The organism is Micromonospora kangleipakensis (genome assembly GCF_004217615.1).
GTDB lineage: Bacteria > Actinomycetota > Actinomycetes > Mycobacteriales > Micromonosporaceae > Micromonospora > Micromonospora kangleipakensis.
The window spans coordinates 1123258-1145809 of the sequence record NZ_SHLD01000001.1 but is presented as its reverse complement, the minus strand read 5'-3'; the positions used below and the strand labels follow the sequence as shown (position 1 = coordinate 1145809).

At 73.1% G+C, this 22552-nt stretch carries 17 protein-coding genes; 6 read left to right on the top strand and 11 right to left on the bottom strand.

The features are described 5' to 3' along the window. Positions 1 to 33: 33 nt before the first annotated feature. Positions 34 to 261 (top strand): hypothetical protein, encoded by a 228-nt coding sequence (locus EV384_RS05580; RefSeq protein ID WP_130330759.1) that lies wholly within the window; start codon positions 34 to 36, stop codon positions 259 to 261. Positions 262 to 320: 59 nt separating this feature from the next. Continuing rightward, positions 321 to 1676: a hypothetical protein gene (locus EV384_RS05575; RefSeq protein WP_130330757.1), complete on the top strand. Its 1356-nt coding sequence runs from the start codon at positions 321 to 323 to the stop codon at positions 1674 to 1676. Positions 1677 to 1734: 58 nt separating this feature from the next. On the opposite strand, the gene ccsB is transcribed toward EV384_RS05575, so the two are convergent. The 6 genes from ccsB to hemL are packed head-to-tail and all read right to left on the bottom strand — an operon-like array spanning position 1735 to position 7744. After that, complete coding sequence (ccsB, locus tag EV384_RS05570; RefSeq protein ID WP_130330755.1) at positions 1735 to 2715, bottom strand: c-type cytochrome biogenesis protein CcsB; 981 nt, start codon at positions 2713 to 2715, stop codon at positions 1735 to 1737. Then, complete coding sequence (resB, locus tag EV384_RS05565) at positions 2715 to 4334, bottom strand: cytochrome c biogenesis protein ResB (RefSeq protein WP_130330753.1); 1620 nt, start codon at positions 4332 to 4334, stop codon at positions 2715 to 2717. Before resB ends, ccsB begins: the two co-directional genes overlap by 1 nt. Continuing rightward, positions 4334 to 5182 (bottom strand): cytochrome c biogenesis CcdA family protein, encoded by an 849-nt coding sequence (locus EV384_RS05560; RefSeq protein WP_130330751.1) that lies wholly within the window; start codon positions 5180 to 5182, stop codon positions 4334 to 4336. The genes resB and EV384_RS05560 overlap by 1 nt, the downstream gene beginning before the upstream one ends. Then, the gene (locus EV384_RS05555) at positions 5182 to 5754 is read right to left on the bottom strand and encodes a TlpA family protein disulfide reductase (RefSeq protein ID WP_130330749.1); all 573 of its coding nucleotides are present in this window, start codon (positions 5752 to 5754) and stop codon (positions 5182 to 5184) included. Before EV384_RS05555 ends, EV384_RS05560 begins: the two co-directional genes overlap by 1 nt. Beyond that, entirely contained in the window at positions 5754 to 6401 is a 648-nt protein-coding gene (locus EV384_RS05550; protein WP_130330747.1) for a histidine phosphatase family protein, read from the bottom strand. The genes EV384_RS05555 and EV384_RS05550 overlap by 1 nt, the downstream gene beginning before the upstream one ends. Before the next feature lie 5 nt (positions 6402 to 6406). Then, positions 6407 to 7744 (bottom strand): glutamate-1-semialdehyde 2,1-aminomutase, encoded by a 1338-nt coding sequence (gene hemL / locus EV384_RS05545; protein ID WP_130330745.1) that lies wholly within the window; start codon positions 7742 to 7744, stop codon positions 6407 to 6409. A 187-nt stretch (positions 7745 to 7931) separates the two neighbouring features. Here hemL and EV384_RS05540 point away from each other — a divergent pair, with 187 nt between their 5' ends. Continuing rightward, a complete protein-coding gene (locus EV384_RS05540) occupies positions 7932 to 8264 on the top strand; it encodes an STAS domain-containing protein (protein ID WP_130330743.1) in 333 nt (110 codons plus the stop codon). A 101-nt stretch (positions 8265 to 8365) separates the two neighbouring features. On the opposite strand, the gene EV384_RS05535 is transcribed toward EV384_RS05540, so the two are convergent. Together EV384_RS05535 and EV384_RS05530 are read right to left on the bottom strand one after the other, a co-directional pair. Next, a complete protein-coding gene (locus EV384_RS05535; protein ID WP_130330741.1) occupies positions 8366 to 9958 on the bottom strand; it encodes an ABC transporter permease in 1593 nt (530 codons plus the stop codon). Further along, positions 9955 to 10857 (bottom strand): ABC transporter ATP-binding protein, encoded by a 903-nt coding sequence (locus EV384_RS05530; RefSeq protein ID WP_130330739.1) that lies wholly within the window; start codon positions 10855 to 10857, stop codon positions 9955 to 9957. Before EV384_RS05530 ends, EV384_RS05535 begins: the two co-directional genes overlap by 4 nt. Before the next feature lie 93 nt (positions 10858 to 10950). Here EV384_RS05530 and EV384_RS05525 point away from each other — a divergent pair, with 93 nt between their 5' ends. Continuing rightward, positions 10951 to 11460, top strand: a complete 510-nt coding sequence (locus EV384_RS05525; RefSeq protein WP_130330737.1) for a GbsR/MarR family transcriptional regulator — start codon at positions 10951 to 10953, stop codon at positions 11458 to 11460. A gap of 75 nt (positions 11461 to 11535) precedes the next feature. On the opposite strand, the gene EV384_RS05520 is transcribed toward EV384_RS05525, so the two are convergent. Continuing rightward, on the bottom strand, positions 11536 to 12093 hold the full coding sequence (locus EV384_RS05520; RefSeq protein ID WP_130330735.1) for a response regulator: 558 nt from the start codon (positions 12091 to 12093) through the stop codon (positions 11536 to 11538). Continuing rightward, positions 12090 to 16454: a hybrid sensor histidine kinase/response regulator gene (locus tag EV384_RS05515; protein ID WP_130330733.1), complete on the bottom strand. Its 4365-nt coding sequence runs from the start codon at positions 16452 to 16454 to the stop codon at positions 12090 to 12092. Before EV384_RS05515 ends, EV384_RS05520 begins: the two co-directional genes overlap by 4 nt. Positions 16455 to 16707: 253 nt before the next feature. Between EV384_RS05515 and EV384_RS05510 the strand changes: the two genes are divergently transcribed. Continuing rightward, on the top strand, positions 16708 to 18768 hold the full coding sequence (locus EV384_RS05510; protein WP_207232558.1) for a SpoIIE family protein phosphatase: 2061 nt from the start codon (positions 16708 to 16710) through the stop codon (positions 18766 to 18768). 127 nt (positions 18769 to 18895) lie between these two features. Here EV384_RS05510 and EV384_RS05505 read toward each other — a convergent pair whose 3' ends face one another. Further along, entirely contained in the window at positions 18896 to 20323 is a 1428-nt protein-coding gene (locus tag EV384_RS05505; RefSeq protein ID WP_130330729.1) for an FAD-binding oxidoreductase, read from the bottom strand. A 103-nt stretch (positions 20324 to 20426) separates the two neighbouring features. On the opposite strand from EV384_RS05505, the gene EV384_RS05500 reads away from it, so the two are divergent. After that, a complete protein-coding gene (locus tag EV384_RS05500; RefSeq protein WP_130330727.1) occupies positions 20427 to 22523 on the top strand; it encodes a S9 family peptidase in 2097 nt (698 codons plus the stop codon). The last annotated feature ends 29 nt before the right edge of the window (positions 22524 to 22552 follow it).

Sequence of the window (22552 nt, the reverse complement as noted above, 5' to 3'; positions counted from 1 at the left end):
GACAGGTCCGTCGCCGAGGGCCAGGATGGCCCCATGGACGACGCGTACGTGGTGGGCGACCCGGACGGCCTCTCGCCCCTGCTCCAGGAGATCCGGGACGCCGTGGCCCGGGAGCTGCACGCGCAGCTCGCCATGCGGGCCGACCGCCTCGACCTCGCCGACCTGCCCGAGGTCGCGTACCAGGTGACCCTGCGGGTCGACGACGTGCTGAACCGGCGTCGGCCGGCGACCGGGGCCACGGCCGTCGTCCCCTCCCCTTAGGATCGGCGCGCCGATCGGGCCGGACGGCCCGGCCGGTCCACCTTCCTCAAGGGAGTTCGATGAGATCTGTGCGCGTTACCCGCGCGTTCCGGGTCGCCACGGCGGCCCTCGCCGCAGCAACCATGGTCGGCGCGGTAGCGAGCCCGGCGGCGGCGGAGACCGACCCCGGCTGGGTCAGCGGCTGGCTCGGTGACACCACCATCGGTGCGGCCGGCGCCCCGGCCCGCACCGCCGGCCTCGTCCTGAGCAGCACCGGGGCGACCAACCCCCGGGTGACCTTCGACCTGAGCGGGCTGGCCGGGGTGGCCACCGCCGCCTTCCCGGACTGGTGCGTCACGGACGCCGCCTCGGTCACCTGCCCGATGCCGCCGACCGCCACCCCGGACGAGTTCGGCACGCTGAACGGCACCCTGCCGATCATGCTCCGGGCGGTCGCCGGTGCCGGCGACGGCGCCACCGGGACGATCAGCTACACAGCGTTGGCCGACGGCGTCGAGGGATGGGCGCAGCAGGCCACCGTCACCGTGCATGCCGGGCCGGACGTGATCGACCTGGTCGACGAGTACGTGAGCGGTGCGGCCACGGGCGACCAGCTCGCCATGCCGGTGGCGGTGATCAGCGCCGGCGACCAGCCGGCGAACGACCTGCGCGTCACCCTCCGCTTCCCGATCGGCCTGGAGCCGGCCGCCTACCGCAACTGCCGGTACGGCGCCGGCGACCAGCTCAGCACCATCGTGGTCTGCACCGTCGGGGGCGAGCTGACCCCCGGCGCCCGGTACGAGGTCCCCGGCGGCTTCACCACCACGGTCGGTGCCGCCGCCGTCGGCGACAAGCGGATCACCCAGTCCGTGGCGCCCGCCGACACGGCCGGGGCGCTGCCCGAGGGTGTGGTGTTCACCCGCCGCGACGCCGACCGGTCCCTGCGACTGCGTCAGGTCGGCGAGCCGGTCGACGTGATCGGGGCCGAGCACCAGTCGCCGGCCGGCCAGTACTACCTGCGCGGCATCCACGGCGCGTTCGACGTCGTCGCCCTCGGCGCGACCGCCACCGGGTCGGTCGGTGGGACCGTCCGGGTCGAGGTCGGCCTGCGCAACGACGGCCCCGGCGTGCCGGACGGCACCATCTCCGGCGACAACGCCGCCCGGTTCACCTTCACCCCGCCCGCCGGGACGACCGTCACCGGCAGCCCGGCCGGGTGCTGGCTCTGGGGTGACGAGGAGAGCGGCGAGACGCCGACGACCTGGTACTGCCCGAAGCCGGGTGGCATCTTCGCGGCCGGGGAGACCTACCTGGTCGCCTTCGACCTCCGGATCGACGGACCGGCCGGGGCGCCCGGCGAGGTCCGGCTCCAGAGCCCGTACCCGCGCGTCGACGACGACCCGGCGAACGACACCGCCCCGGTCACCGTCTCCTGATCCCGGAAACGACGCGACCGCCGGGAGCCCACGGGCTTCCGGCGGTCGCGCGTACGGGTCAGCTGACGCCGGCGTACGAGTGCAGGCCGGTGAAGAAGAAGTTCACCCCGAACAGGTTCATCAGCATGGTCAGGAAGCCCAGGATGGCGATCCAGGTGGCCACGTTCCGCTTGATGCTCGGGGTGGCCCGGGCGTGCAGGTAACCGGCGTAGACCACCCAGGAGATGAACGCCCAGGTCTCCTTCGGGTCCCAGCCCCACGCCCGGCCCCAGGCCGCCTCGGCCCAGATCGCCCCGGCGATCACCGCGAAGGTGAAGATCGGGAACGCGAAGGCGTGCAGCGCGAAGGTCATCCGCTCCAGCCCGGCCGCCGCGGGCAGCCGGCGGGCCAGGGTGTACGGGAAGCTGCGCCGCCCCTGCTCCCAGCCGGCCCGCATCAGGTACGCCGCCGCCGGCACCACACCCAGCAGGAAGATGCCGGAGGCGAAGACGATCGTCGACACGTGGATGACGAACCAGTACGACTGGAGCGCCGGCATCAGCGGCGTGACCTGGACGTAGAGCTTCAGCTCGGCGAAGGCCAGCAGCAGCACCATGACCAGGGTCAGGAAGAGCCCGAGCCGGCGCAGCGCGGGGCGCTTCCAGAGCACCGCCAGCCAGGCCGCGGTCCCGATGAAGGTGACCGTCAGCACGAACTCGTACATGTTGCCCCAGGGCATGCGCTCGGCGGCGAGCCCCCGGGTGACCAGCGCCCCGAGGTGGAGCGCGGCGGCGAGCGCGGTGACCCAGCCGGCGATCCGACCGGCCACGAGGGCCCGCTGCGCCGACCGGTCGGGCCGGGTCTCGGCCGGGGCGGCGGGGGCCTCGACGGTCCCGCCGGTGCCGCCGACGCCCGCGCCGACCAGCTCCCGGGCCGGGGCGGCGGCCCTCGCCGGCACCGCGCGGGCGTTGCCGAGCGCGTACTCGACGGCGTGGCTGATCATCGCGACCAGGTACGCCAGGATCGCGAAGGTCACCAGCTGGTCGGAGAGTGCGGACATCACTCGACTCCTTCTCGCGCCCGCTCGTCGCCCCGCTCGTCGGCGCTGACCGCGGCGACCAACTGGGCGAACTCGTCGGCGAACCCTGGATGTTCGGTGCGCGGCAGCCCACCGGCCTCCACCAAGCTACTACCGCTCGTCGGAGATCCACTGCCGGGGGGCGTCACCCGGAACCAGACCCGCCGCCGCCGGCCGAAGAGGGAACCCATCAGGCCGGTGAGCAGCACCACGCAGGCGCCGAGCATCAGCGTCTGCCCCGGGGCGTACCGGATGGAGAGGGTGACGTACGGCTTCGTCCCGACGAACTCCAGCGTGCTGCCGTCGTCCAGGGTCCACTTCTCGCCGACGCCGAGCTTCTTGTCGCCGACCTGCTTGAGCTTGCCGTTGGCGACCTGCCCCTGGTCGAGCTTGTAGACCGACCCGGGGATGCCGGCGTCCAGCCCGAGGTTGCCCCGGTACGCGACGAGCACCACCGCCGGGTTCCGCTCGGTCGGGTACTGCGATGCGACGAAGGGCGCGGTGTCCGGGGCGGTCGGCAGGTAGAGCCCGTCGAAGGCGACCTGCTGGTCGGCGGCCCGCTTGCCGGTCTTCGGGTCGACGTTGGCGTCCGGGAAGGCGGCCACGCCCTCGCTGGTGAGATTGGCGTCGCCGGTGGCGAGGAACGGCACGGTGCTGGTCTGGCTGCGGCCGTACCGGTCGGTGTACCTCAGGATCGGGGCGTACCCGTGGCCGAGCAGGTAGACGTTCGCCGAGCCGAGCCGCAGCGGCGAGTTGACCGAGAAGCCGGCGGTCCGCTTCGACCCGTCCGGCTCGTCCACAGTTACCGTGGCCCGGTAGCTCGCCGGCTGGCCGGACGGGAGGAACCTCGCGTCGAAGTCGTCCAGGGTGAGGCAGAACGGCGGCAGGTCGGCGCTGTCCACGCGCGGGCCGAGCGAGGCCTCGCTGTACTGCTGGCGGGTGTTGCAGAAGGCGTTCTCCGCGCCGGCCACCAGCAGCCGGTTGCCGTGCCAGCCGTACCAGGAGCCGAGCGCGACCCCGAGCAGCACGGCGACCAGCGAGGTGTGGAAGAGCAGGTTGCCGGTCTCCTTGAGGTAGCCCTTCTCGGCGGAGACCTCGTTGCCGCGGACCTCGACCCGCCAGCGGCGGCGGCGCAGCACGGCGGCGATGGCCGCCGGGTCGGCGGCGGCGGGGGCCTCCAGCACCGCGTGCTGGGGCAGCCGCTCCAGCCGCTTCGGGGCGGCCGGCGGCCGGGAGCGCAGCGCCCGCAAATGGTCCCGCATCCGGGGCAGGACGCAGCCGACCAGCGAGGTGAAGAGCAGCAGGTAGATCGCCGAGAACCAGATCGAGCCGAAGACCGCGAAGGCGCCGATCCGGTCGAGCTTCGGGGCCAGGTCCGGGTGGTCGAGGAAGTACTGGTTGACGTTCTCCGGGTTGACCCCGCGCTGGGGCAGCACCGAGCCGGGGATGGCGGCGACCGCGAGCAGGAAGAGCAGGATCAGCGCGGTACGCATGCTGGTCAGCTGCCGCCAGGAGTTGCGCAGCAGGGCGACCACCGGGTTGACCCGCCGCCGGGGCGCCTCGGCGGGCGGCGTCGCCGGCCGGTCGTCCACGGTCGTCATCAGATGCTCACCTCGCCCACGCCGACGTGCGTCTGCAGCCAGATCACGAAGTTCTGCCAGCCGCCGGTGACCAGCGCCAGGCCGATCAGGATCAGCAGGGCGCCGCCGATCCGGGTCACCCAGCGGCTGTTGCGCCGGACGGCGCGGAAGACCCCGAGCAGGCGGTGGAAGCCGAGCCCGAAGACGACGAACGGTACCCCCAGCCCGAGGCAGTACGCCACGGCGAGCAGCACCGCCCGGTCGCTCTTCCCCTCCACGGCGGCCATGCCGAGCACCGCGCCGAGCGTGGGGCCGGTGCACGGCATCCAGCTCAGCGCGAAGACCGCGCCGAGGACCGGGGCGCCGAGCAGCCCGGCGGCGGGCAGCCGGTGGATCCGGAACTCGCGCTGCATTCCCGGCACCAGGCCGAGGTAGCCGAGCCCGAGCACCACGACCAGCCCGCCGATGACGATCTCCAGCGCGCGCTCGTGCTCGAAGAAGACCCGGCCGACGCCGGAGAAGAGGATCGCGGTGGCGGTGAAGACGGCGGTGAAGCCGGCGATGAAGAGCAGCGTCCCGGCGAGCACCCGCCCCTTGACCGCGGCCGCCGGACGGGCCGCGACGGCCACCCCGCCGGTCGCCACGGCGACCCCGCCGCCGGTCGGGGCGTCCCCGCCGGCCGGCGCCGGTTCGGTCCGCGCCCGGCCCTCGAGGTCGGCGCCGGCCAGGCCGGTGACGTACGACAGGTAGCCCGGCATCAGCGGCAGGACGCACGGGCTGAGGAAGCTGACCAGCCCGGCGAGCGCCGCCGCGCCGATCGCCAGCAGCAGCGGCCCGGACTGCGCGAGCTCTCGGAACGTCTCGCCCATCAGCGGTTTCCGGAGGCCGCTTGCTCGGCGGCGATCCGCTCGACGACGGGGCGCAGGCCGTCCTGGGTGACCGCGGCCCGGATCACCGTGGCGATCCGGCCGTCCCGGTCCAGGACCACGGTGGCCGGGATGGTGTTCGGCGGAATGTCCAGGGCCAGCGCGAGCCGGCTGGCCGGGTCGAAGAGGCTCGGGTAGGTGACCCGGCCCTCCTCGAACGCGACCGCCTTGTCCTTGCTGTCCTGCACGTTGATGCCGAGGAAGGCCACCCCGGAGGCCTTGGTGGCCTGGTAGGTGGCCTCGAGATCGTCGGCCTCGGCCCGGCAGGGCGCGCACCAGGAGCCCCAGAAGTTGAGCACCACCACCTGGCCGCGGGCCTGCGCGACGTCGTAGTTGCCGCCGGCGAGCAGCTCACCGGCGATCTTCGGGGCCGCCGACCGCTGGTCCGGGGCGCACTCGATGATGCCGGCCTTGTCGGCGCACTTACTCTCCTCGCTGCCGGCGGAGCAGCCGACCAGCGCCGTCGCGAGGGCGACGGCGGCGAGCAGGGCGGCGACGGGCCTCCGGGAACGCATCAGGCCCCCTTGGCCGTCCGGGCGGTCGCCGAGATCGCGACCAGGTGGGCCGCCGGCTCGGAGTAGCCGATGCCGACGACCTTGGCGCCGTCGAAGTGGAACGAGGTGAGGCTGGCCAGCCCGCACTGCCGCTTGCGGGGGTCGTGCCAGAGCCGCTTGCGCTCGACGTACCGGCGCAGCGTCCAGATCGGCAGCTGGTGGGAGACCAGCACGGCCTCGCGCCCCTCGGCGGCGACCCGGGCGGCGTGCAGGGCGGCGAACATCCGCTCGGCGATGGCCTGGTACGCCTCGCCCCAGGACGGGGTGACCGGGTCGCGCAGCACCCACCAGTTGCGCGGGTCGCGGAACGAGCCGTCGCCCGGGGAGACCTTCTTGCCCTCGAACCAGTTGGCGCTCTCGATCAGCCGCTCGTCCACCCCGACGGGGAGGCCGAACTGCGCCGCGATCGGCTCGGCGGTCTGCTGGGCGCGCTCCAGCGGGCTGGCCACCACATGCACCACGTTGCGCTCGGCGAGCCCCTGCGCGGCGGCCTTGGCCATCTGGACGCCCAGCTCGGAGAGGCGGAAACCGGGCAGCCGGCCGTAGAGGACGCCCTCCGGGTTGTACACCTCGCCGTGCCGCAGCACGTGGACCACCGTCTCGCTCACGTTCCCTACCCCCCGTGACCCGCCGCTGCCGCCGCCGTCGCCGCGCCCGGCAGGGCGGCGGCGATCTGCTCCAGGGCGGCGTCGTCCAGCGCCGCCGACACGAACCACGACTCGAACGCGCTCGGCGGCAGGTAGACGCCGGCGGCGAGCATCGCGTGGAAGAACGCCTTGAACGCGGGGACCTGCTGGGTCCGCGCGCTGTCGTAGTCGACCACGTCGGCGTCGGTGAAGAAGATGGAGAACATGCTGCCCGCGTACGACAGGCGGTGCGGGACCCCGGCGGCGGCCAGCGCGTCGGCGGCGAGCTTGCCCACGACGGCGGCCGTCTCGTCGAGCTTCCGGTAGAGCGCGGCGTCGGCGAGTCGCAGCGTGGCCAGGCCGGCGGCGCAGGCGAGCGGGTTGCCGGAGAGCGTGCCGGCCTGGTAGACCGGGCCGGCCGGAGCGAGCCGCTCCATGATCTCCGTGCGCCCGCCGAAGGCCGCGGCGGGCAGGCCGCCGCCCATGACCTTCCCGTACGTCCACAGGTCGGCGTCGGACGGGTCGAGGCCGTGCCAGCCGGCGCGGGAGACCCGGAACCCGGTCATCACCTCGTCGACGATGAGCAGCGCGCCGTGCGCGTGGGCGATCCGGGCGAGCTGCTGGTTGAAGCCGTCGCGGGGGGCGACCACGCCCATGTTGCCGGCCGCCGCCTCGGTGATGATCGCCGCGATGTGCGGCCCCTCGGCGGCGAAGGCCTCCTCGACCGCGGTGATGTCGTTGTACGGCAGCACGATGGTGTCGCCGGCCGCCGCGCCGGTCACGCCGGGCGAGTCGGGCAGGCCGAAGGTCGCGACGCCGGAGCCGGCGGCGGCGAGCAGGGCGTCGGAGTGGCCGTGGTAGCAGCCGGCGAACTTGATGATCTTGGCTCGTCCGGTGAAGCCGCGGGCCAGCCGGATCGCCGACATGGTCGCCTCGGTGCCCGAGTTGACCAGCCGGACCTGCTCGACCGGGGTACGCGCGACGATCTCCGCGGCCAACTCGATCTCACCCGGGGTGGGCGTGCCGAAGCTGGTGCCGTACGCGGCGGCGGTCTGCACGGCCTCGACCACCTCGGGGTGGGCGTGGCCGAGGATCAGCGGCCCCCAGGAGCAGACCAGGTCGACGTAGCGCCGGCCGTCCGCGTCGAACATCCAGGGACCCTCCCCCCGGACCATGAAGCGCGGGGTGCCGCCGACGGCACGGAACGCGCGCACGGGGGAGTTCACCCCGCCGGGCACGATGGCCTTGGCGCGGTCGAACAGGGCCTCGGAGGCCGGCGCGTCGGCCGGGTAGCGGCCGGATCCGGCGGAAAGGGTATCGGTCACGATGCCGCCATTGTGTCAGCGCCGGCCGGCGAATCGGCAGCCACCCCGCGCCGGGGTTACCGGGCTCACCCGCCGCGCGGATCGCCGAGCGGGCGGGATCAGCCATGGAAGGTGGCCGGCCCGGTCGGACGCACAGCCGGGGGTTGCTCGGCGGGCCGGGTGGTCGAGACCGCGATAGGGTGACCGGGTGGATCGTGCCGAACTGTCCATCACGGTACACCGGACGGGCGACGAAGTGGTTCTTCGCCTGGCCGGTGAGATCGACATGCTCACGGCCACCCAGCTGTCGACCGTCGTCAACGAGGTCCTGGCCGACCCCCCGCCGCGCATCGTGCTCGACCTGGGCGGGGTCGGCTTCTGCGACTCGCAGGGGCTCGGCACCCTCGTCGTGCTCAGCCGCAAGGCCAGCCACGCGCAGAGCCTGCTGGTGCTGAGCAACGTCGGCGACTTCCTGCTCCGCGTCCTCGACATCACCGGCCTCCGCTCCGCCCTGATGATCCGCAACGAGACCCCGTCCTGACCTCCGTCCCACCCTGTTGACCAAGAAGTTTGCGTCTTCCGCAGACGGATTCCTGACGCAAACTCCTTGATCAACGCGGGCCTGGACCGGCGCGGGGCGGGTCAGGTGGTGGGGAGGTCGCGGCGGCGGAAGGCCGTGAGGCCGGTTGTGGCCAGCAGGAGGGCGACGGCGGTCAGGAGCCAGAGCGGGGTGGCGTGCCAGTGGTCGGCCAGCACCTGCGGGGTGTGGGTGAACGGCGAGAGGTCCAGCAGCCACTGGCTCAGCTCCAGCACCGCGCCGAGCTGGCCGAGCAGCACGCAGACCGCGAGCACCGCCCAGGCCACCCCGGCCAGCCGGGGCAGCAGCCCGTACAGCAGCACCGCGAGGCCGGCCAGCACCCAGGCCGCCGGCAGCTGCGCCAGTGCGGCGCCGACCATCCGGGGCAGTTCGCCCGGCACGTCGTGGACGCTGATCCCGTACGTCAGGCCGGTCGCGAACCCGGTGACGGCGAGCACCACCGCCGGTCCGACCAGGGCGAACAGCACGTGCGACAGGAGCCAGCGGGTCCGGGTCACCCCGGTGGCCAGCAGCGGCTCGGCACGCCCGTCGGTCTCCTCCGACCGCATCCGCAGCGCGGCCTGGATGCCGTATCCGGCGGCGGCCAGCCCGGCCAGGCTCAACGTCGCCCCGAGGTACGCCTCGGCCAGCCCCGAGGCACCACCGATCCTGGTCATGATCTGCTCCAGCTGGGGGTTGCCCTCGACCGAGCTGCCGGCGGCCTTCGCCGCCCCGCCGAGGATCAGCCCGAGCAGGCCGAAGCCGACCGACCACCAGAGGATCTGCCCGCGGTGCAGCCGCCAGGCCAGGCCGAACGGCCCGGCCAGGGATTCCCCGGCGGTGGCCGGGCCGAGCCGCGGCGGCAGCAGCCCGGCGCCCAGGTCGCGGCGCACCGACAGCGGGTACGCGACGGCGGCGAGCAGCGCAGAGAGCGCCACCGGCAGCGCCAGCACCCACCACCGGTCACCCTCGTAGGCCCGGATGCGCGGGCCCCAGCCCAGCGGGGAGAGCCAGCTCAGCCACTCCCGCTCCGCCGCGTCACCGGCGAGGCGGAGCGCGAAGGCCGCCCCGAGGACGGCGATGGCGATCCCCCGTGCCCCGCCCGCCGTCTCGGTGAGCTGGGCGGCGAGCCCGCCGACGGTGGCGAAGACGACGCCGACCAGCGCGCCGGCGAGCCCGTACGCCAGCGAGCCGGCGGCCGGCAGGCCGGTGGCGACCAGCCCCGCGGCGGTGAGCAGGCCGAGCAGCAGGTCGGCCGCGTACGTCACCAGCAGGGCGGCCGTCAGCCCGGCGTACCGGCCGAGCACCGTGCCGCCGAGCAGCTCCCGGCGGCCGGCCTCCTCCTCGGTCCGGGTGTGCCGGATGACGGTGAGCAGGCTGGCCAGCGCGATGATCACCAGCAGGAAGCCGCCACGCTGCGCGGTGAGCGCGCCGACGCTCTCGCCGTAGACCGGGCCGAGCAGCGCGACGATCGACGGGTTGCGGGCGGTGCCGGCGGCGTACGCGGCCCGCTCGGCGGCGGTCGGGAAGAGCTCGAAGAAGCTGGTCGCGTACGACATCGGCAGCACGGCGAGGACCAGCACCCAGAGCGGCAGCAGGACGCGGTCCCGGCGCAGGATCAGGCGGACCAGGTGACGGGTGCCGGTGAGGGTGCTCATCGGGTCGCCTCGGCGCCGGTCGACTCGTAGTGCCGCAGGAACAGCTCCTCCAGCGTGGGCGGCTGGCTGACCAGGCTGCGTACGCCGATCTCGGTGAGCCGGCGCAGCGCGGCGTCCAGCGCGACGTTGTCCACGTCGAAGCGCACCCGGTCGCCGTCGACCCGCAGATCGTGCACGCCGGGCAGCGTGGCGAGGCCGTCCAGCGGGCCGGCCAGCTCGGCGTCGATCGAGGTGCGGTGCAGGTGGCGCAGCTCGCCGAGGGTGCCGGTCTCCACGTTCCGGCCGTTGCGGATGATCGTCACCCGGTCGCAGAGCGCCTCCACCTCGGCCAGGATGTGGCTGGAGAGCAGCACCGTTCGGCCGTCGGACTTGGCGCGGATCACCCACTGCTGGAAGACCTCCTCCATCAGCGGGTCCAGCCCGGAGGTCGGCTCGTCGAGGATGAGCAGCTCGACGTCGGAGGCGAGGGCGGCGACCAGGCCGACCTTCTGCCGGTTGCCCTTGGAGTAGGCCCGGCCCTTCTTGCGCGGGTCCAGCTCGAAGGAGTCCAGCAGCTCGGCCCGGCGCTTCGGGTCAAGCCCGCCGCGCATCCGCCCGAGCAGGTCGATCACCTCGCCGCCGGAGAGGTTGGGCCAGAGGGTGACGTCGCCGGGGACGTACGCCAGCCGGCGGTGCAGGGCGACGGCGTCCCGCCAGGGGTCACCGCCGAGCAGTCGGACGGCCCCCGCGTCCGCCCGGAGCAGACCGAGCAGCACCCGGATGGTGGTCGACTTGCCGGAGCCGTTGGGGCCCAGGAAGCCGTGCACCTCCCCGGCGCGGACGGTGAGGTCGAGTCCGTCGAGCGCCCGGGTCCGGCCGAAGGTCTTCACCAGGCCGGACACCTCAATCGGAGTTTCCATGATTTGCAAGTTACGCTTGTTTCACAAACTTGTGAAGACTGTGAGACCTGAGGCACGATCGGGTCCAAGACGTGCAGTGAGGAGCACCGGCAGATGCCTGACGACCACCGCCCGACCCGGAACGAGGAGGAGATCCACCTCTTCGTCGAGCGGATGGCGATGGCCTTCGCGGACGTCGGCTTCCCCCGGATGGCCGCCCGGGTGCTCTTCACCGTGATGAGCGCCGACGGGCCGCTCACCGCCGCTGAGATCGGCGAGCGGCTGGGGGTGAGCGCGGCGGCAGTCTCCGGTGCGGTCCGCTACCTCACCCAGTTCGCCATGCTGGTCCGCGAGCCGGTGAAGGGCTCCCGGCGGGACCGTTACCGGATGCCGGACAACCCCTGGTACGAGGCCACGGTCACCAAGACCGGGCTCTACAAGAACTTCATCGACATCGCCTCGGGCGGGGTGGAGGCCCTGGCCGGTCGGGAGACCCCCGGCGGCGAGCGGGTCAGCGAGATGCGGGACTTCTTCCTCTTCGTACAGGAGGAGATCGACTCGCTCGGCGAACGGTGGCGCGCCCGGCGCGCCGCGACCGGACACGGCGGCCGGGCCGACGCCTGACCGGTGACCTGAGAGGCGCGGCCGCCCCGGGCGCGGACCGCAGCGGCACGCAGGTCGGACCGCTACCCGGCGGCGTCAGGCGTTGTTGCCCCAGCGGGCCTGTTCGAGGATGTCCACCGCGCGGTCCCGCGACTCCGGTCCGTCGTCGCCGCGCAGCAGGGTGGTGGCCTCGTCCACCGCGTCGGTGAGCATCCGCCACTGGGCGTCCCGCTCCCGCACCACGTCGGACTGGGCGGCGAGCTGCCGGGTCTTCACCCACAGCTCGACGAAGACCGAGACCTTCGCCCGCAGCACCCACGGGTCGAACGGCTTGGTCAGGTAGTCCACCGCGCCGACCGCGTAGCCGCGCAGCGCCAGCTGGGCGTCCCGGTCCGCGGCGGTGAGGAAGATTATCGGCACGTGCCGGGTCCGCTCCCGCCGCTTGATGTGGCTGGCCGTCTCGAAGCCGTCCATGTCCGGCATCTGGGCGTCCAACAGGATCACCGCGAAGTCGTCCACCAGAAGCTGCTTGAGCGCCGCCTCGCCGCTCTCCACGGCGACCGACTGCACCGGGAGGCCCTGGAGGATCGCCTCCAGGGCCATCAGGTTCTCCCGCCGGTCGTCCACCAGCAGCGCCTTGGCCGTCTGGGTCACGAAGTCTCCTCGGTTCGGCTGCCGCTGATCCAGGACGCCATCAGCTCGATGAGTTCGTCCAGGTCGACCGGCTTGGTGATGTAGTCGCTGCCGCCGGCGGCGAGCGCCGACTCACGGTCACCCGGCATCGCCTTCGCCGTCAGGAAGACGATCGGCAGGTCGGCGAAGCGGTGGTTGCGCCGGATCTGCCGGGTGGTCTCGTACCCGTCCTGGTCCGGCATCATCGCGTCCATCAACACGATGTCCACCTCCGGATGCTCGGCCAGCAGGCGAACCCCGTCCGCCCCGTTGTCCGAGTACAGCACGGTCATCCCGTGCAGTTCCAATGCGGAGGTCAGGGCGAAGACGTTGCGGACGTCGTCGTCGACGATCAGCACGGTCGCCCCATCCAGCCGCCGGGTCACCGGGGCCTCCGGCGGCTGCGGCAGCTCCATCGGGATGAGCAGCGACGACGGCAGGCCCGCGCGGGTCGGCGACGGCGGCGCCGGCGCCACCACCGCGTCCGGCGCCAGCACATCCGGTACGAAGAGGGTGAAGGTCGAGCCCTGCCCGGGCGCCGACGACACGGTGATCGTCCCGCCGATCAGCCGGGCCAGGTCCCGGCTGATCGACAGGCCCAGCCCTGTTCCGCCGTACCGGCGGCTGGTGGTGCCGTCCGCCTGCTGGAACGCCTCGAAGATCAGCGACAGCTTGTCGTCCGAGATCCCGATGCCCGTGTCGATCACCGTGAACGCGATCACCTGCCGGGCGTTGGTCAGCGCCGGCACGTCGAAGACGGCGTTCTCCGCGGCCGGGGCGATCCGCAGCGTCACCGCCCCGTTGTCGGTGAACTTGACCGCGTTGGAGAGCAGGTTGCGCAGGATCTGCTGCAACCGCTGGGCGTCGGTGACCAGCGCCGGCGGCAGGTCCTTGGCCACGCGGACCTGGAAGTCGAGGCCCTTCTCCTCGGCCTGTGGAGCGAACGCCTGCTCGACGTAGCCGCGGATCTCGGAGAACCGGACCTCGGTCGGCTCGACGTCCATCCGACCCGCCTCGATCTTGGACAGGTCGAGGATGTCGTCGATCAGCGAGAGCAGGTCCGAGCCGGCGCCGTGGATCGTCCGGGCGAACTCGATCTGCTTGCGGCTGAGGTTCCGCTCCGAGTTCTCGGCCAGCAACCGGGACAGCAGCAGCAGCGAGTTCAGCGGCGTACGCAACTCGTGGCTCATGTTCGCCAGGAACTCCGACTTGTACGCCGACGCCCGGGTGAGCTGCTGCGCCTTCTCCTCCAGGCCGAGCCGGGCCAGCTCGATCTCCCGGTTCTTCGTCTCGATGTTGCCCTTCTGCTCGGAGAGCAGCTGGGCCTTGTCCTCCAGCTCGGCGTTGGTGCGCTGCAACTCGGCCGACTGCTCCTGCAGCTCGTGGGCCAGCCGCTGGGACTGGGCCAGCAGCTCCTCCGTACGCCGGTTCGCCTGGATGGTGTTCACCGCCAGGCCGATGGTGAGCACCAGCCGCTCCAGGAACGACAGATGCAGCTCGGAGAAGGTGGTCACCCCGGCGAACTCGATCACGCCGAGCAGCTCACCCTCGAAGAGCACCGGCAGCACCACCAGGTCGGCCGGCGGCGTCTCGGCCAGCCCGGAGCGCAGGACGAGCCGACCGTCGGGCTGGGCATTGACCCGGATCGTCCGGCGGGAGAGGGCGGCCTGCCCGACCAGCCCCTCCCCCGGACCGAAGGTCACGTCGTGCCCGCGCGCCACGTAGCCGTACGAGGCGGTCAGCCGCAGCCGCATGCTGCCGTCGGAGCTGTCCGTCAGGAAGAACGCGCCGAGCTGCGCGTCGACCAGCGGGGTCACCTCCATCATGATCATGCGGCAGACCTCGCCGAGGTCCCGCTGACCCTGGAGCAGGCCGCCGATCCGGGCCAGGTTGGAGTCCAGCCAGCCCTGCTCGGCGTTCTTCTTGGTCGTCTCCCGGAGGGTGACGATCATCTGGTTGATGTTGTCCTTCAGCTCGGCGACCTCGCCCTGCGCCTTGACCGCGATCCGCTGGGTCAGATCGCCCCGGGTCACCGAGGTGGAGACCTGGGCGATCGCCCGGAGCTGAGTGGTCAGCGTCGAGGCGAGCTGGTTGACGTTTTCGGTGAGGTCCCGCCAGGTGCCCGAGACGCCCTTCACCTGCGCCTGGCCGCCGAGCTTGCCCTCGGTGCCCACCTCACGGGCCACCCGGGTCACCTCGTCCGCGAACGACGAGAGCTGGTCCACCATCGTGTTGACGGTGTTCTTCAGCTCCAGGATCTCGCCCTGGGCGTCCACGGTGATCTTCTGGCCGAGGTCGCCCTTCGCCACGGCCGTGGTGACCGAGGCGATGTTGCGCACCTGACTGGTCAGGTTCGACGCCATCGAGTTCACGTTGTCGGTCAGGTCCCGCCACGTACCGCTGACGCCCTTGACCTGCGCCTGACCACCCAGCTTGCCCTCGGTGCCCACCTCACGGGCCACCCGGGTCACCTCGTCCGCGAACGACGACAGCTGATCCACCATCGTGTTCACCGTCGACTTCAGCTCCAGGATCTCGCCCCGGGCATCCACCGTGATCTTCTGCGACAGGTCACCCTTCGCCACCGCCGTGGAGACCTGGGCGATGTTCCGCACCTGGGCGGTCAGGTTCGACGCCATCGAGTTCACGTTGTCGGTCAGGTCCCGCCAGGTGCCCGCGACGCCCCGCACCTGGGCCTGGCCGCCGAGCTTGCCCTCGGTGCCCACCTCACGGGCCACCCGGGTCACCTCGTCCGCGAACGACGACAGCTGGTCCACCATCGTGTTCACCGTCGACTTCAGCTCCAGGATCTCGCCCCGGGCATCCACCGTGATCTTCTGCGACAGGTCACCCTTCGCCACCGCCGTGGTGACCGAGGCGATGTTGCGCACCTGACTGGTCAGGTTCGACGCCATCGAGTTCACGTTGTCGGTCAGGTCCCGCCACGTACCGCTGACGCCCTTGACCTGCGCCTGACCACCCAGCTTGCCCTCGGTGCCCACCTCACGGGCCACCCGGGTCACCTCGTCGGCAAACGAGGAGAGCTGGTCGACCATGGTGTTGACGGTGTTCTTCAGCTCCAGGATCTCGCCCTGCGCGTCCACGGTGATCTTCTGCGAGAGGTCGCCCTTCGCGACCGCGGTGGAGACCTGGGAGATGTTGCGGACCTGGCTGGTCAGGTTGCCGGCGAGCTGGTTGACGTTCTCCGTCAGGTCGCGCCAGGTGCCGGAGACGCCCCGCACCTGGGCCTGGCCGCCCAGCTTCCCCTCGATGCCCACCTCACGGGCCACCCGGGTCACCTCGTCCGCGAACGACGAGAGCTGATCCACCATCGTGTTGACGGTGTCCTTGAGTTCGAGGATCTCGCCCTGCGCGGCGACCGTGATCTTCTGCGACAGGTCGCCCTTGGCCACCGCCGTGGAGACCTGGGCGATGTTGCGCACCTGCGCGGTCAGGTTCGACGCCATCGAGTTGACGCTGTCGGTCAGGTCCTTCCAGGTGCCGGCGACGTTCGGCACCTCCGCCTGACCGCCGAGCTTGCCGTCCGTGCCCACCTCCCGGGCCACCCGGGTCACCTGCTCGGCGAAGAGCCGCAGCGTGTCGGTGAGCGAGTTCATCGTGTCGGCCAGTTCGGCGACCTCGCCCCGGGCGCCCACGGTGATCTTCTGGGACAGGTCGCCCTTCGCCACGGCCGTCGCCACCTGGGAGATCGACCGCACCTGGCCGGTCAGGTTCGACGCCATGGTGTTCACCGAGTCGGTGAGGTCCTTCCAGGTGCCGGCGACCCCACGGACGTCGGCCTGGCCGCCGAGCTTGCCCTCGGTGCCCACCTCGCGGGCCACCCGGGTCACCTCGTTGGAGAAGGACGAGAGCTGGTCGACCATGGTGTTCACCGTGCGGCCGATGCGCAGGTACTCGCCGCGCAGCGGGCGACCGTCGATCTCCAGCGCCATGTGCTGGGAGAGGTCGCCGTCGGCGACCGCGACGATCACCCGGGCGATCTCCGTGGTGGGGCGGCCCAGGTCGTCGATCAGCGAGTTGATCGCCCGCTGGCCCTCCGCCCACGAGCCGTCCAGGCCCTCGTCGTCGAGGCGTTCGGTGAGCCGGCCGTCCCGCCCGACGATCCGGCTGATCCGGCGCAGGTCGAGGTGCTGCCGCTCCTGGAGCGACACCACGTCGTTGAAGGCGTCGGCGACCTCGGCGGCCAGGCCGGCCCGCCGGGGCAGCCGGACCTTGAGATCGCCGCGGCGGACCCGCCGCAGCGCCTCCACCAGCTCGCCGAGCAGCACCTCGTGATCGGGGGCGGACGGGTCCGCGGCTGTCGATTGTCTCGCCGTGGTCATCATTCCTCGCTCAGCTCGGGGCCAGCGGCTCGTGCCGACACGCGCCATCCCACCATTCTGCCCGCGCCGCCGTCGAGGCCAAGGCCGGCGAGCGGTCGCCACGCCCGCGCGTCGTCCCGACCGGGCCGCTGCGTCCGTCGCCGGCAACCCGGCGCCCGCCCGCGCGGTCCGGCCACGCAAACGACCGGGAGGTTTGGCGCCCGGGGCGACGGCGGTGGAGGATACGGAGGTGTCAGCGGAGGCGGAACCGGGCATGACCGACATGTCGGACGAGCACGTCCGACATGTCCGGCTCCCGGCTGACCGGCGTACGCCCGCCGCCGCGCGGGCCCTGGTCCGGTCCGTCCTCGCCGAGGCGGACCTGGAGGAGCTGCTCAACGAGGCGCTCCTGCTCACCACCGAACTCTCCACCAACGCGGTCGAACACGCCCGGACCGAACTGGACATCGAGGTCGTGGCGGACCGAACCGGGCTCACCGTGACGGTCTCCGACTTCGCGGCCGGCCCGGTGGACGAGCTGGTCGTCGGCGTGCGCAACGACTCCGACGAGATCACCGAGGTCGCCGAGCGGGGGCGCGGACTGCTGCTGGTGGACCACTTCGCCAGCCGCTGGGGCACCACCTACCTGCCCACCGGGAAGGGCGTCTGGTTCCGGCTGGACCGGCACGACGCCGTCCCGCCGGAGCGGCCGACGGCGGTCGCGGAGGCGCACAGCCCGCTCACCGGCGCCGCCCCCAACGGCGACGACGCGGCGCACGGCGCGCCGAGCGCGGCCGCGATGAGCGAGCTGATGCAGACCAGCCCCGACCCGTACGCCGAGGACCCGCTGCCGGAGTTCGCGACCGGGCTGGTGACCCGGCTGGCGGAGATGGTCGGCGCGGCCGGTGGCGTGATCCGACTGGACCGGGGCGACGGACAGGGCACCCAGGTCCTGGGCCGGTACGGGCGGCAGCCCCGGGACGACAACGAGCTGATCCGGGTGCCGCTGGCGGTGCACCGCCCGTACGCGGGTGAGCTGGAGCTGGACGCGGCGCCGTCGGCGTACGCCCGGCCGCTCGCGCTGCTGGCGGCCGAGCGGCTCTCGCTGCACCTGGAGAACGACCGGCTGCGCCGGGCCGACGTCCGCCGGTCGGCCTGGCTGACCTTCCTGGCCGAGGCGAGCGAGCTGCTCGCCCAGTCCCTGGACGTCGAGCTGACCATGGCGCTCATCCCGCAGCTGGTGGTACCCCGGCTCGGCCAGTGGTGTGCGGTGCACACCACCGACGAGTGGGGCCGGCTGCGGCTCGCCGCATCCAGCCACGCCGACGAGTCGGTGCTGCCGCAGCTGCACAAGGTGCTCCAGGAGACCGGGCCGGAGTCGGTCCAGGCCCGGCTCCGCGAGGCGTCGCGGAGCGCGTCGCAGGTCCCGCTCGGCGCCCCGATGGAGGGCTTCGCCGTTCCGCTGATCGCCCGCGGTCAGCGGCTCGGCACCCTGGCCGTCGGCCGGCACCAGCGGCACCGGCACGACCCGGACGAGGTCTCGGTGCTGGAGGACGTGGCCCGCCGGGCCGCCCTGGCGATCGAGAACGCCCGGATCCACGCCGAGCGGCGCCGGGTCGCGCAGACCCTCCAGCAGTCGCTGCTGCCGCCGGTGCTCCCGGTGGTGGAGGGCATCGGCTTCGCCGCCGAGTACGTCCCGACCGGCGACGACGCCGAGGTCGGGGGCGACTTCTACGACGTGGTGCCGCTGCCGGACGGCCGGTGGCTGGTGGTCATCGGCGACGTCTCCGGCAAGGGCGTCCAGGCGGCGGCGGTCACCGGCCTGGTCCGGGACGTGATCCGGGTGCTGGTCGGCGACGGCAAGCCGCTGCCGGAGGTGCTGGGCCGGTTGAACGAGACGCTGGTCGAGCGGGGCGGCGGCCGGTACTGCACCCTGGCCCTGGCGGCGGTCGGGCCCGGCGGGAACGGCCAGCTCGACGTGGCCCTGCACCTGGCCGGCCACGACCGGCCGGTGCTGCTGCGCGGCGGTGGGGGCGCCACCTTCGTCGGCACCGGCGGCACGGCACTCGGGCTGCTCGACTCGATCGCCACGCCCACCGCCCACATCCCGCTCGGACCGGGCGACGCGCTGATCTTCTACACCGACGGGGTGACCGAGCGGCGGCGCGGCCGGGAACTCTTCGGCACCGAGCGGCTGCGCGACGCGGCGGCCCCGCTGGCCGGCTACTCGGCGGACGTGACGGCCGCCCGGCTGCGCGCCACCGCGATCGGCTTCTCGGTGGAGGCCCCCCGCGACGACATCGCGATCCTGGTCCTCCGCAACGACGCCTTCTAGGCCCCAACCCCGCCCCACCCCGGCCGGTTGATCAGGAAGTTTGCGTCCGCCGGAGCTCGTCTCCTGACCGAAACTTCTTGATCGACACGGCGGGGGCGGGGCGCCGGGGGGTGGGGGTGGGGTGGGGTCAGAGGCCGCCGGGGAGGCGGCCGGGGGCGAGGCGCTGGTGCGGGTCGAGATGTGCCTTGGCGGCGCGGAGGCGGGGCAGCGTGGGCAGCTCACCCCAGAGGTCGACCACCCGGCGGACCGGGGCCGGCGCGGCCACCACGACGCAGCGGCCCTGCCGGGCGAGCAGCACCCCGCGCACCGCGGCGAGGATCGACGCCACCCGGTCGGGCGGCAGGGACCCGGGCAGCGCGGCGTGCACCGTGCCGACCCCGGCCGAGCCACGGACCGGCACCGGGGTGCCCGCCGCGTCGCGCAGCGCGTACACCGCCGCGTGCAGGTCGTTGATGGGCACCTCGATCCGCAACGCCGTGTCGCCCGGGCCGAAGGGGTAGTGCCCCCACCACTCCGGCGCGGCGTGGCCGACGACGGTCTCCCCACCCAGCACGGCGACCAGCCGGTCGGCCCGCTCGGCGACGTCGGCCGGGCCGCCCTCCAGCAGCACCACCAGGCTGCCCGCCGCGGCCGGCTCCCCGGCGCGCCGGGCCACCGAGGGGTGGCCGGGCCGGTGGACGACCGACGGGTGGTCGGGGTGGACCCGACGCCGGGGCAGGAGCACCGGCACGGGCAGGTCCAGCTCGACGGCCGCCGGGTCGAGCCGGGCGGCCAGGATCGCGCGGACGAGGTCGTGCACCTCCAGCGGGGTCCAGACCGGCCGGGTTACCCAGACCCGGCTGGCCGGGACGGCCTGCACCCGCATGGTCGCCGAGACCAGCACGCCCAGCCCGCCCTGCGACCCGCAGAGCAGCCGGGCCACGTCCAACCCCGGCACCTGCGCCGCGCCGAACAGCGCCGCCGCGCCGCCGCTCGCCGGCCCGGCCCGGCCGTGCGGCGCGGTGCCGGCCGCATCCAGGCTGACCAGCTCGCCGTCGGCGTCCAGGTAACGAACCCCGACCAGCTGGGCGCACGGGCTGCCGTGCCGGTGCCGCAGCGGGCCGGCCTCGTCGGCCGCGAGCACCCCGCCCAGGGTCGCCCCCGGCGAGGGCGCGTCGATCGGCAGGCGCTGGCCGGTGCGGTCCAGGGTCGCCTGGACCGCCCGCAGCGGGGTGCCGGCGCCGATCTCGGCGACCGGCGAGCCCTGCGGCTCGTGCCAGATCCCGGCGAGCCGGCCCGTGTCGAGCATGATGTCGACCTGCGCCGGGGCGGCACCCCAGTCGATCTTGGTGCCCGCGCCGCGCGGCACGACGGTGAGCTGGTGCGCGGCGGCCAGCCGCAGCACCTCGGCGGCGGCGTGCGGGCCGCCCGGCACCGCCACCCAGCGGGCCGTCCGGCCGGCCACCTCGTCGGCCGGGCCGGCGAAGCGGGCGAACGGCGGGCCGCAGATCTCCGCCAGTCGCCGGGTGATCTCCAGGGCTCCGGGCCGGTCCGTCGAACTCGCTGCAGCCGCCATGCCGGTCATCGTACATGTGTTCGAAAGACGTGGCGGTGGGGTTGCCGGAACCGGTGCCGCGCGTACCCCACGACGCCGCGCCGGGGGCCGGTAACGTGACGCCGTGACCACCGAGACCCCCGTACCCGTCGCCAAGCGCGTCCCGACCGAGCGCATCCACCACGGCGACACCGTCGTCGACGAGTACGCCTGGCTCGCCGCCAAGGACGACCCGGAGACGATCGCCCACCTGACCGCGGAGAACGCCTACACCGCGGCGCGCACCGCGCACCTGGAGGCGCTGCGCGCGGAGCTGTTCGAGGAGACCCGCCGGCGCACCCAGGAGACCGACCTGTCGGTTCCCACCCGCAAGGACGGGTACTGGTACTACACCCGCACCGTCGAGGGTCAGCAGTACGGCGTGCACTGCCGCCGGGCCGTCCGCGACGGCGAGACCGCGCCCCCGATCAGCGCCGACGGCGCCCCGCTGGACGGCGAGGAGGTGCTGCTCGACGGCAACCAGCTCGCCGAGGGGCACGACTTCTTCTCGCTCGGCGCGTTCGACGTCAGCCCCGACGGTCGCTGGCTGGCGTACTCGACGGACTTCGCCGGCGACGAGCGGTTCACCCTGCGGGTGAAGGACCTCACCACCGGCGAGGTGCTCGCCGACGAGGTGCCGAACACCTTCTACGGCACCGCCTGGTCCATCGACGCCTCCACGCTCTTCTACGTCACGGTCGACGAGGCGTGGCGGCCGAACCGGGTCTGGCGGCATACCGTCGGCACCGCGTCGGGCGAGGACGTGGTGGTCCACCAGGAGGACGACGAGCGGTTCTGGGTCGGCGTCGAGCTGACCCGCTCCGAGCGGTTCGTGGTCATCGACATCCACAGCAAGATCACCAGCGAGGTACGGGTGATCCCGGCGGCCAACTCCACCGGCGAGCCGGCCATCATCGCCCCCCGCCGGCAGGGCGTCGAGTACTCGGTGGAGCACCACGGGCACCGGTTCCTGATCCTGCACAACGACGGCGCGGAGGACTTCGCACTGGCGTTCACCTCGGCGGACGCGCCCGGCGACTGGACCCCGCTGATCGAGCACACCCCGGGCACCCGGCTGGAGTCGGTCGACGCGTTCGAGACCCACCTGGTCGTCTCGCTGCGCACCAACGGCCTGACCGGGCTGCGGGTGCTGCCGGTCGGCGGCGGCGACGCGTACGACATCGACTTCCCGGAGCCGATCTACAGCGTCGGGCTGGACGCCAACCCGGAGTACCGCACCAGCGAGGTGCGGCTGCGCTACACCTCGCTGGTCACCCCCGACTCGGTCTACGACTACGACCTGGTCACCCGGCAGATGGTGCTGCGCAAGCAGAAGCCGGTGCGGCCCGGGCCGGACGGCCGGCCGTACGACCCGGCCGACTACGAGCAGCACCGGGACTGGGCGCTCGCCGACGACGGCACCCGGGTGCCGATCTCGCTGGTCTGCCGGAAGGGCACCCCGCGCGACGGCTCCGCCCCCGCCGTCATCTACGGCTACGGGTCGTACGAGGCGAGCATGGACCCGTGGTTCTCCATCGCCCGGCTGTCCCTGCTCGACCGGGGCGTGATCTTCGCCGTGGCGCACATCCGCGGCGGCGGCGAGCTGGGCCGGCGCTGGTACGACCAGGGCAAGCTGCTGGCCAAGAAGAACACCTTCACCGACTTCGTGGCCTCCGCCCGGCACCTGGTCAAGGCCGGCTGGACGGCGAGCGACCGGCTGGTCGCCCGGGGCGCGTCGGCCGGCGGCCTGCTGATGGGCGCGGTGGCCAACCTCGCCCCGGACGCGTTCACCGGGATCGTGGCGCAGGTGCCCTTCGTGGACGCGCTCACCTCGATCCTCGACCCGTCGCTGCCGCTGACCGTCACCGAGTGGGAGGAGTGGGGCAACCCGCTCGACGACCCCGACGTGTACGCGTACATGAAGTCGTACACCCCGTACGAGAACGTGGCCCCGGTCGACTACCCGGCGATCCTCGCGGTGACCAGCCTCAACGACACCCGGGTGCTCTACCACGAGCCGGCGAAGTGGATCGCCCGGCTGCGCGCGGTCGCGCCGCAGGGCGACTACCTGCTCAAGACGGAGATGGGCGCCGGCCACGGCGGCCCCAGCGGCCGGTACGACGCCTGGCGCGAGGAGGCGTTCATCAACGCCTGGATCCTGGACCGCCTCGGCCGGGCCTGACGACCGCGGAGGGGCCCGGACCGCGGGCC

Bases quoted from the DNA above. Each gene is read 5' to 3' on its own strand.
- EV384_RS05530 (WP_130330739.1), bottom strand. From the start codon at position 10,857: ATGGAAACTCCGATTGAGGTGTCCGGCCTGGTGAAGACCTTCGGCCGG.
- resB (WP_130330753.1), bottom strand. From the start codon at position 4,334: ATGACGACCGTGGACGACCGGCCGGCGACGCCGCCCGCCGAGGCGCCC.
- EV384_RS05575 (WP_130330757.1), top strand. From the start codon at position 321: ATGAGATCTGTGCGCGTTACCCGCGCGTTCCGGGTCGCCACGGCGGCC.
- EV384_RS05535 (WP_130330741.1), bottom strand. From the start codon at position 9,958: ATGAGCACCCTCACCGGCACCCGTCACCTGGTCCGCCTGATCCTGCGC.
- EV384_RS05505 (WP_130330729.1), bottom strand. From the start codon at position 20,323: ATGGCGGCTGCAGCGAGTTCGACGGACCGGCCCGGAGCCCTGGAGATC.
- EV384_RS05510 (WP_207232558.1), top strand. From the start codon at position 16,708: ATGACCGACATGTCGGACGAGCACGTCCGACATGTCCGGCTCCCGGCT.
- EV384_RS05525 (WP_130330737.1), top strand. From the start codon at position 10,951: ATGCCTGACGACCACCGCCCGACCCGGAACGAGGAGGAGATCCACCTC.
- EV384_RS05555 (WP_130330749.1), bottom strand. From the start codon at position 5,754: ATGCGTTCCCGGAGGCCCGTCGCCGCCCTGCTCGCCGCCGTCGCCCTC.
- EV384_RS05580 (WP_130330759.1), top strand. From the start codon at position 34: ATGGACGACGCGTACGTGGTGGGCGACCCGGACGGCCTCTCGCCCCTG.
- EV384_RS05515 (WP_130330733.1), bottom strand. From the start codon at position 16,454: ATGACCACGGCGAGACAATCGACAGCCGCGGACCCGTCCGCCCCCGAT.
- ccsB (WP_130330755.1), bottom strand. From the start codon at position 2,715: ATGTCCGCACTCTCCGACCAGCTGGTGACCTTCGCGATCCTGGCGTAC.
- EV384_RS05560 (WP_130330751.1), bottom strand. From the start codon at position 5,182: ATGGGCGAGACGTTCCGAGAGCTCGCGCAGTCCGGGCCGCTGCTGCTG.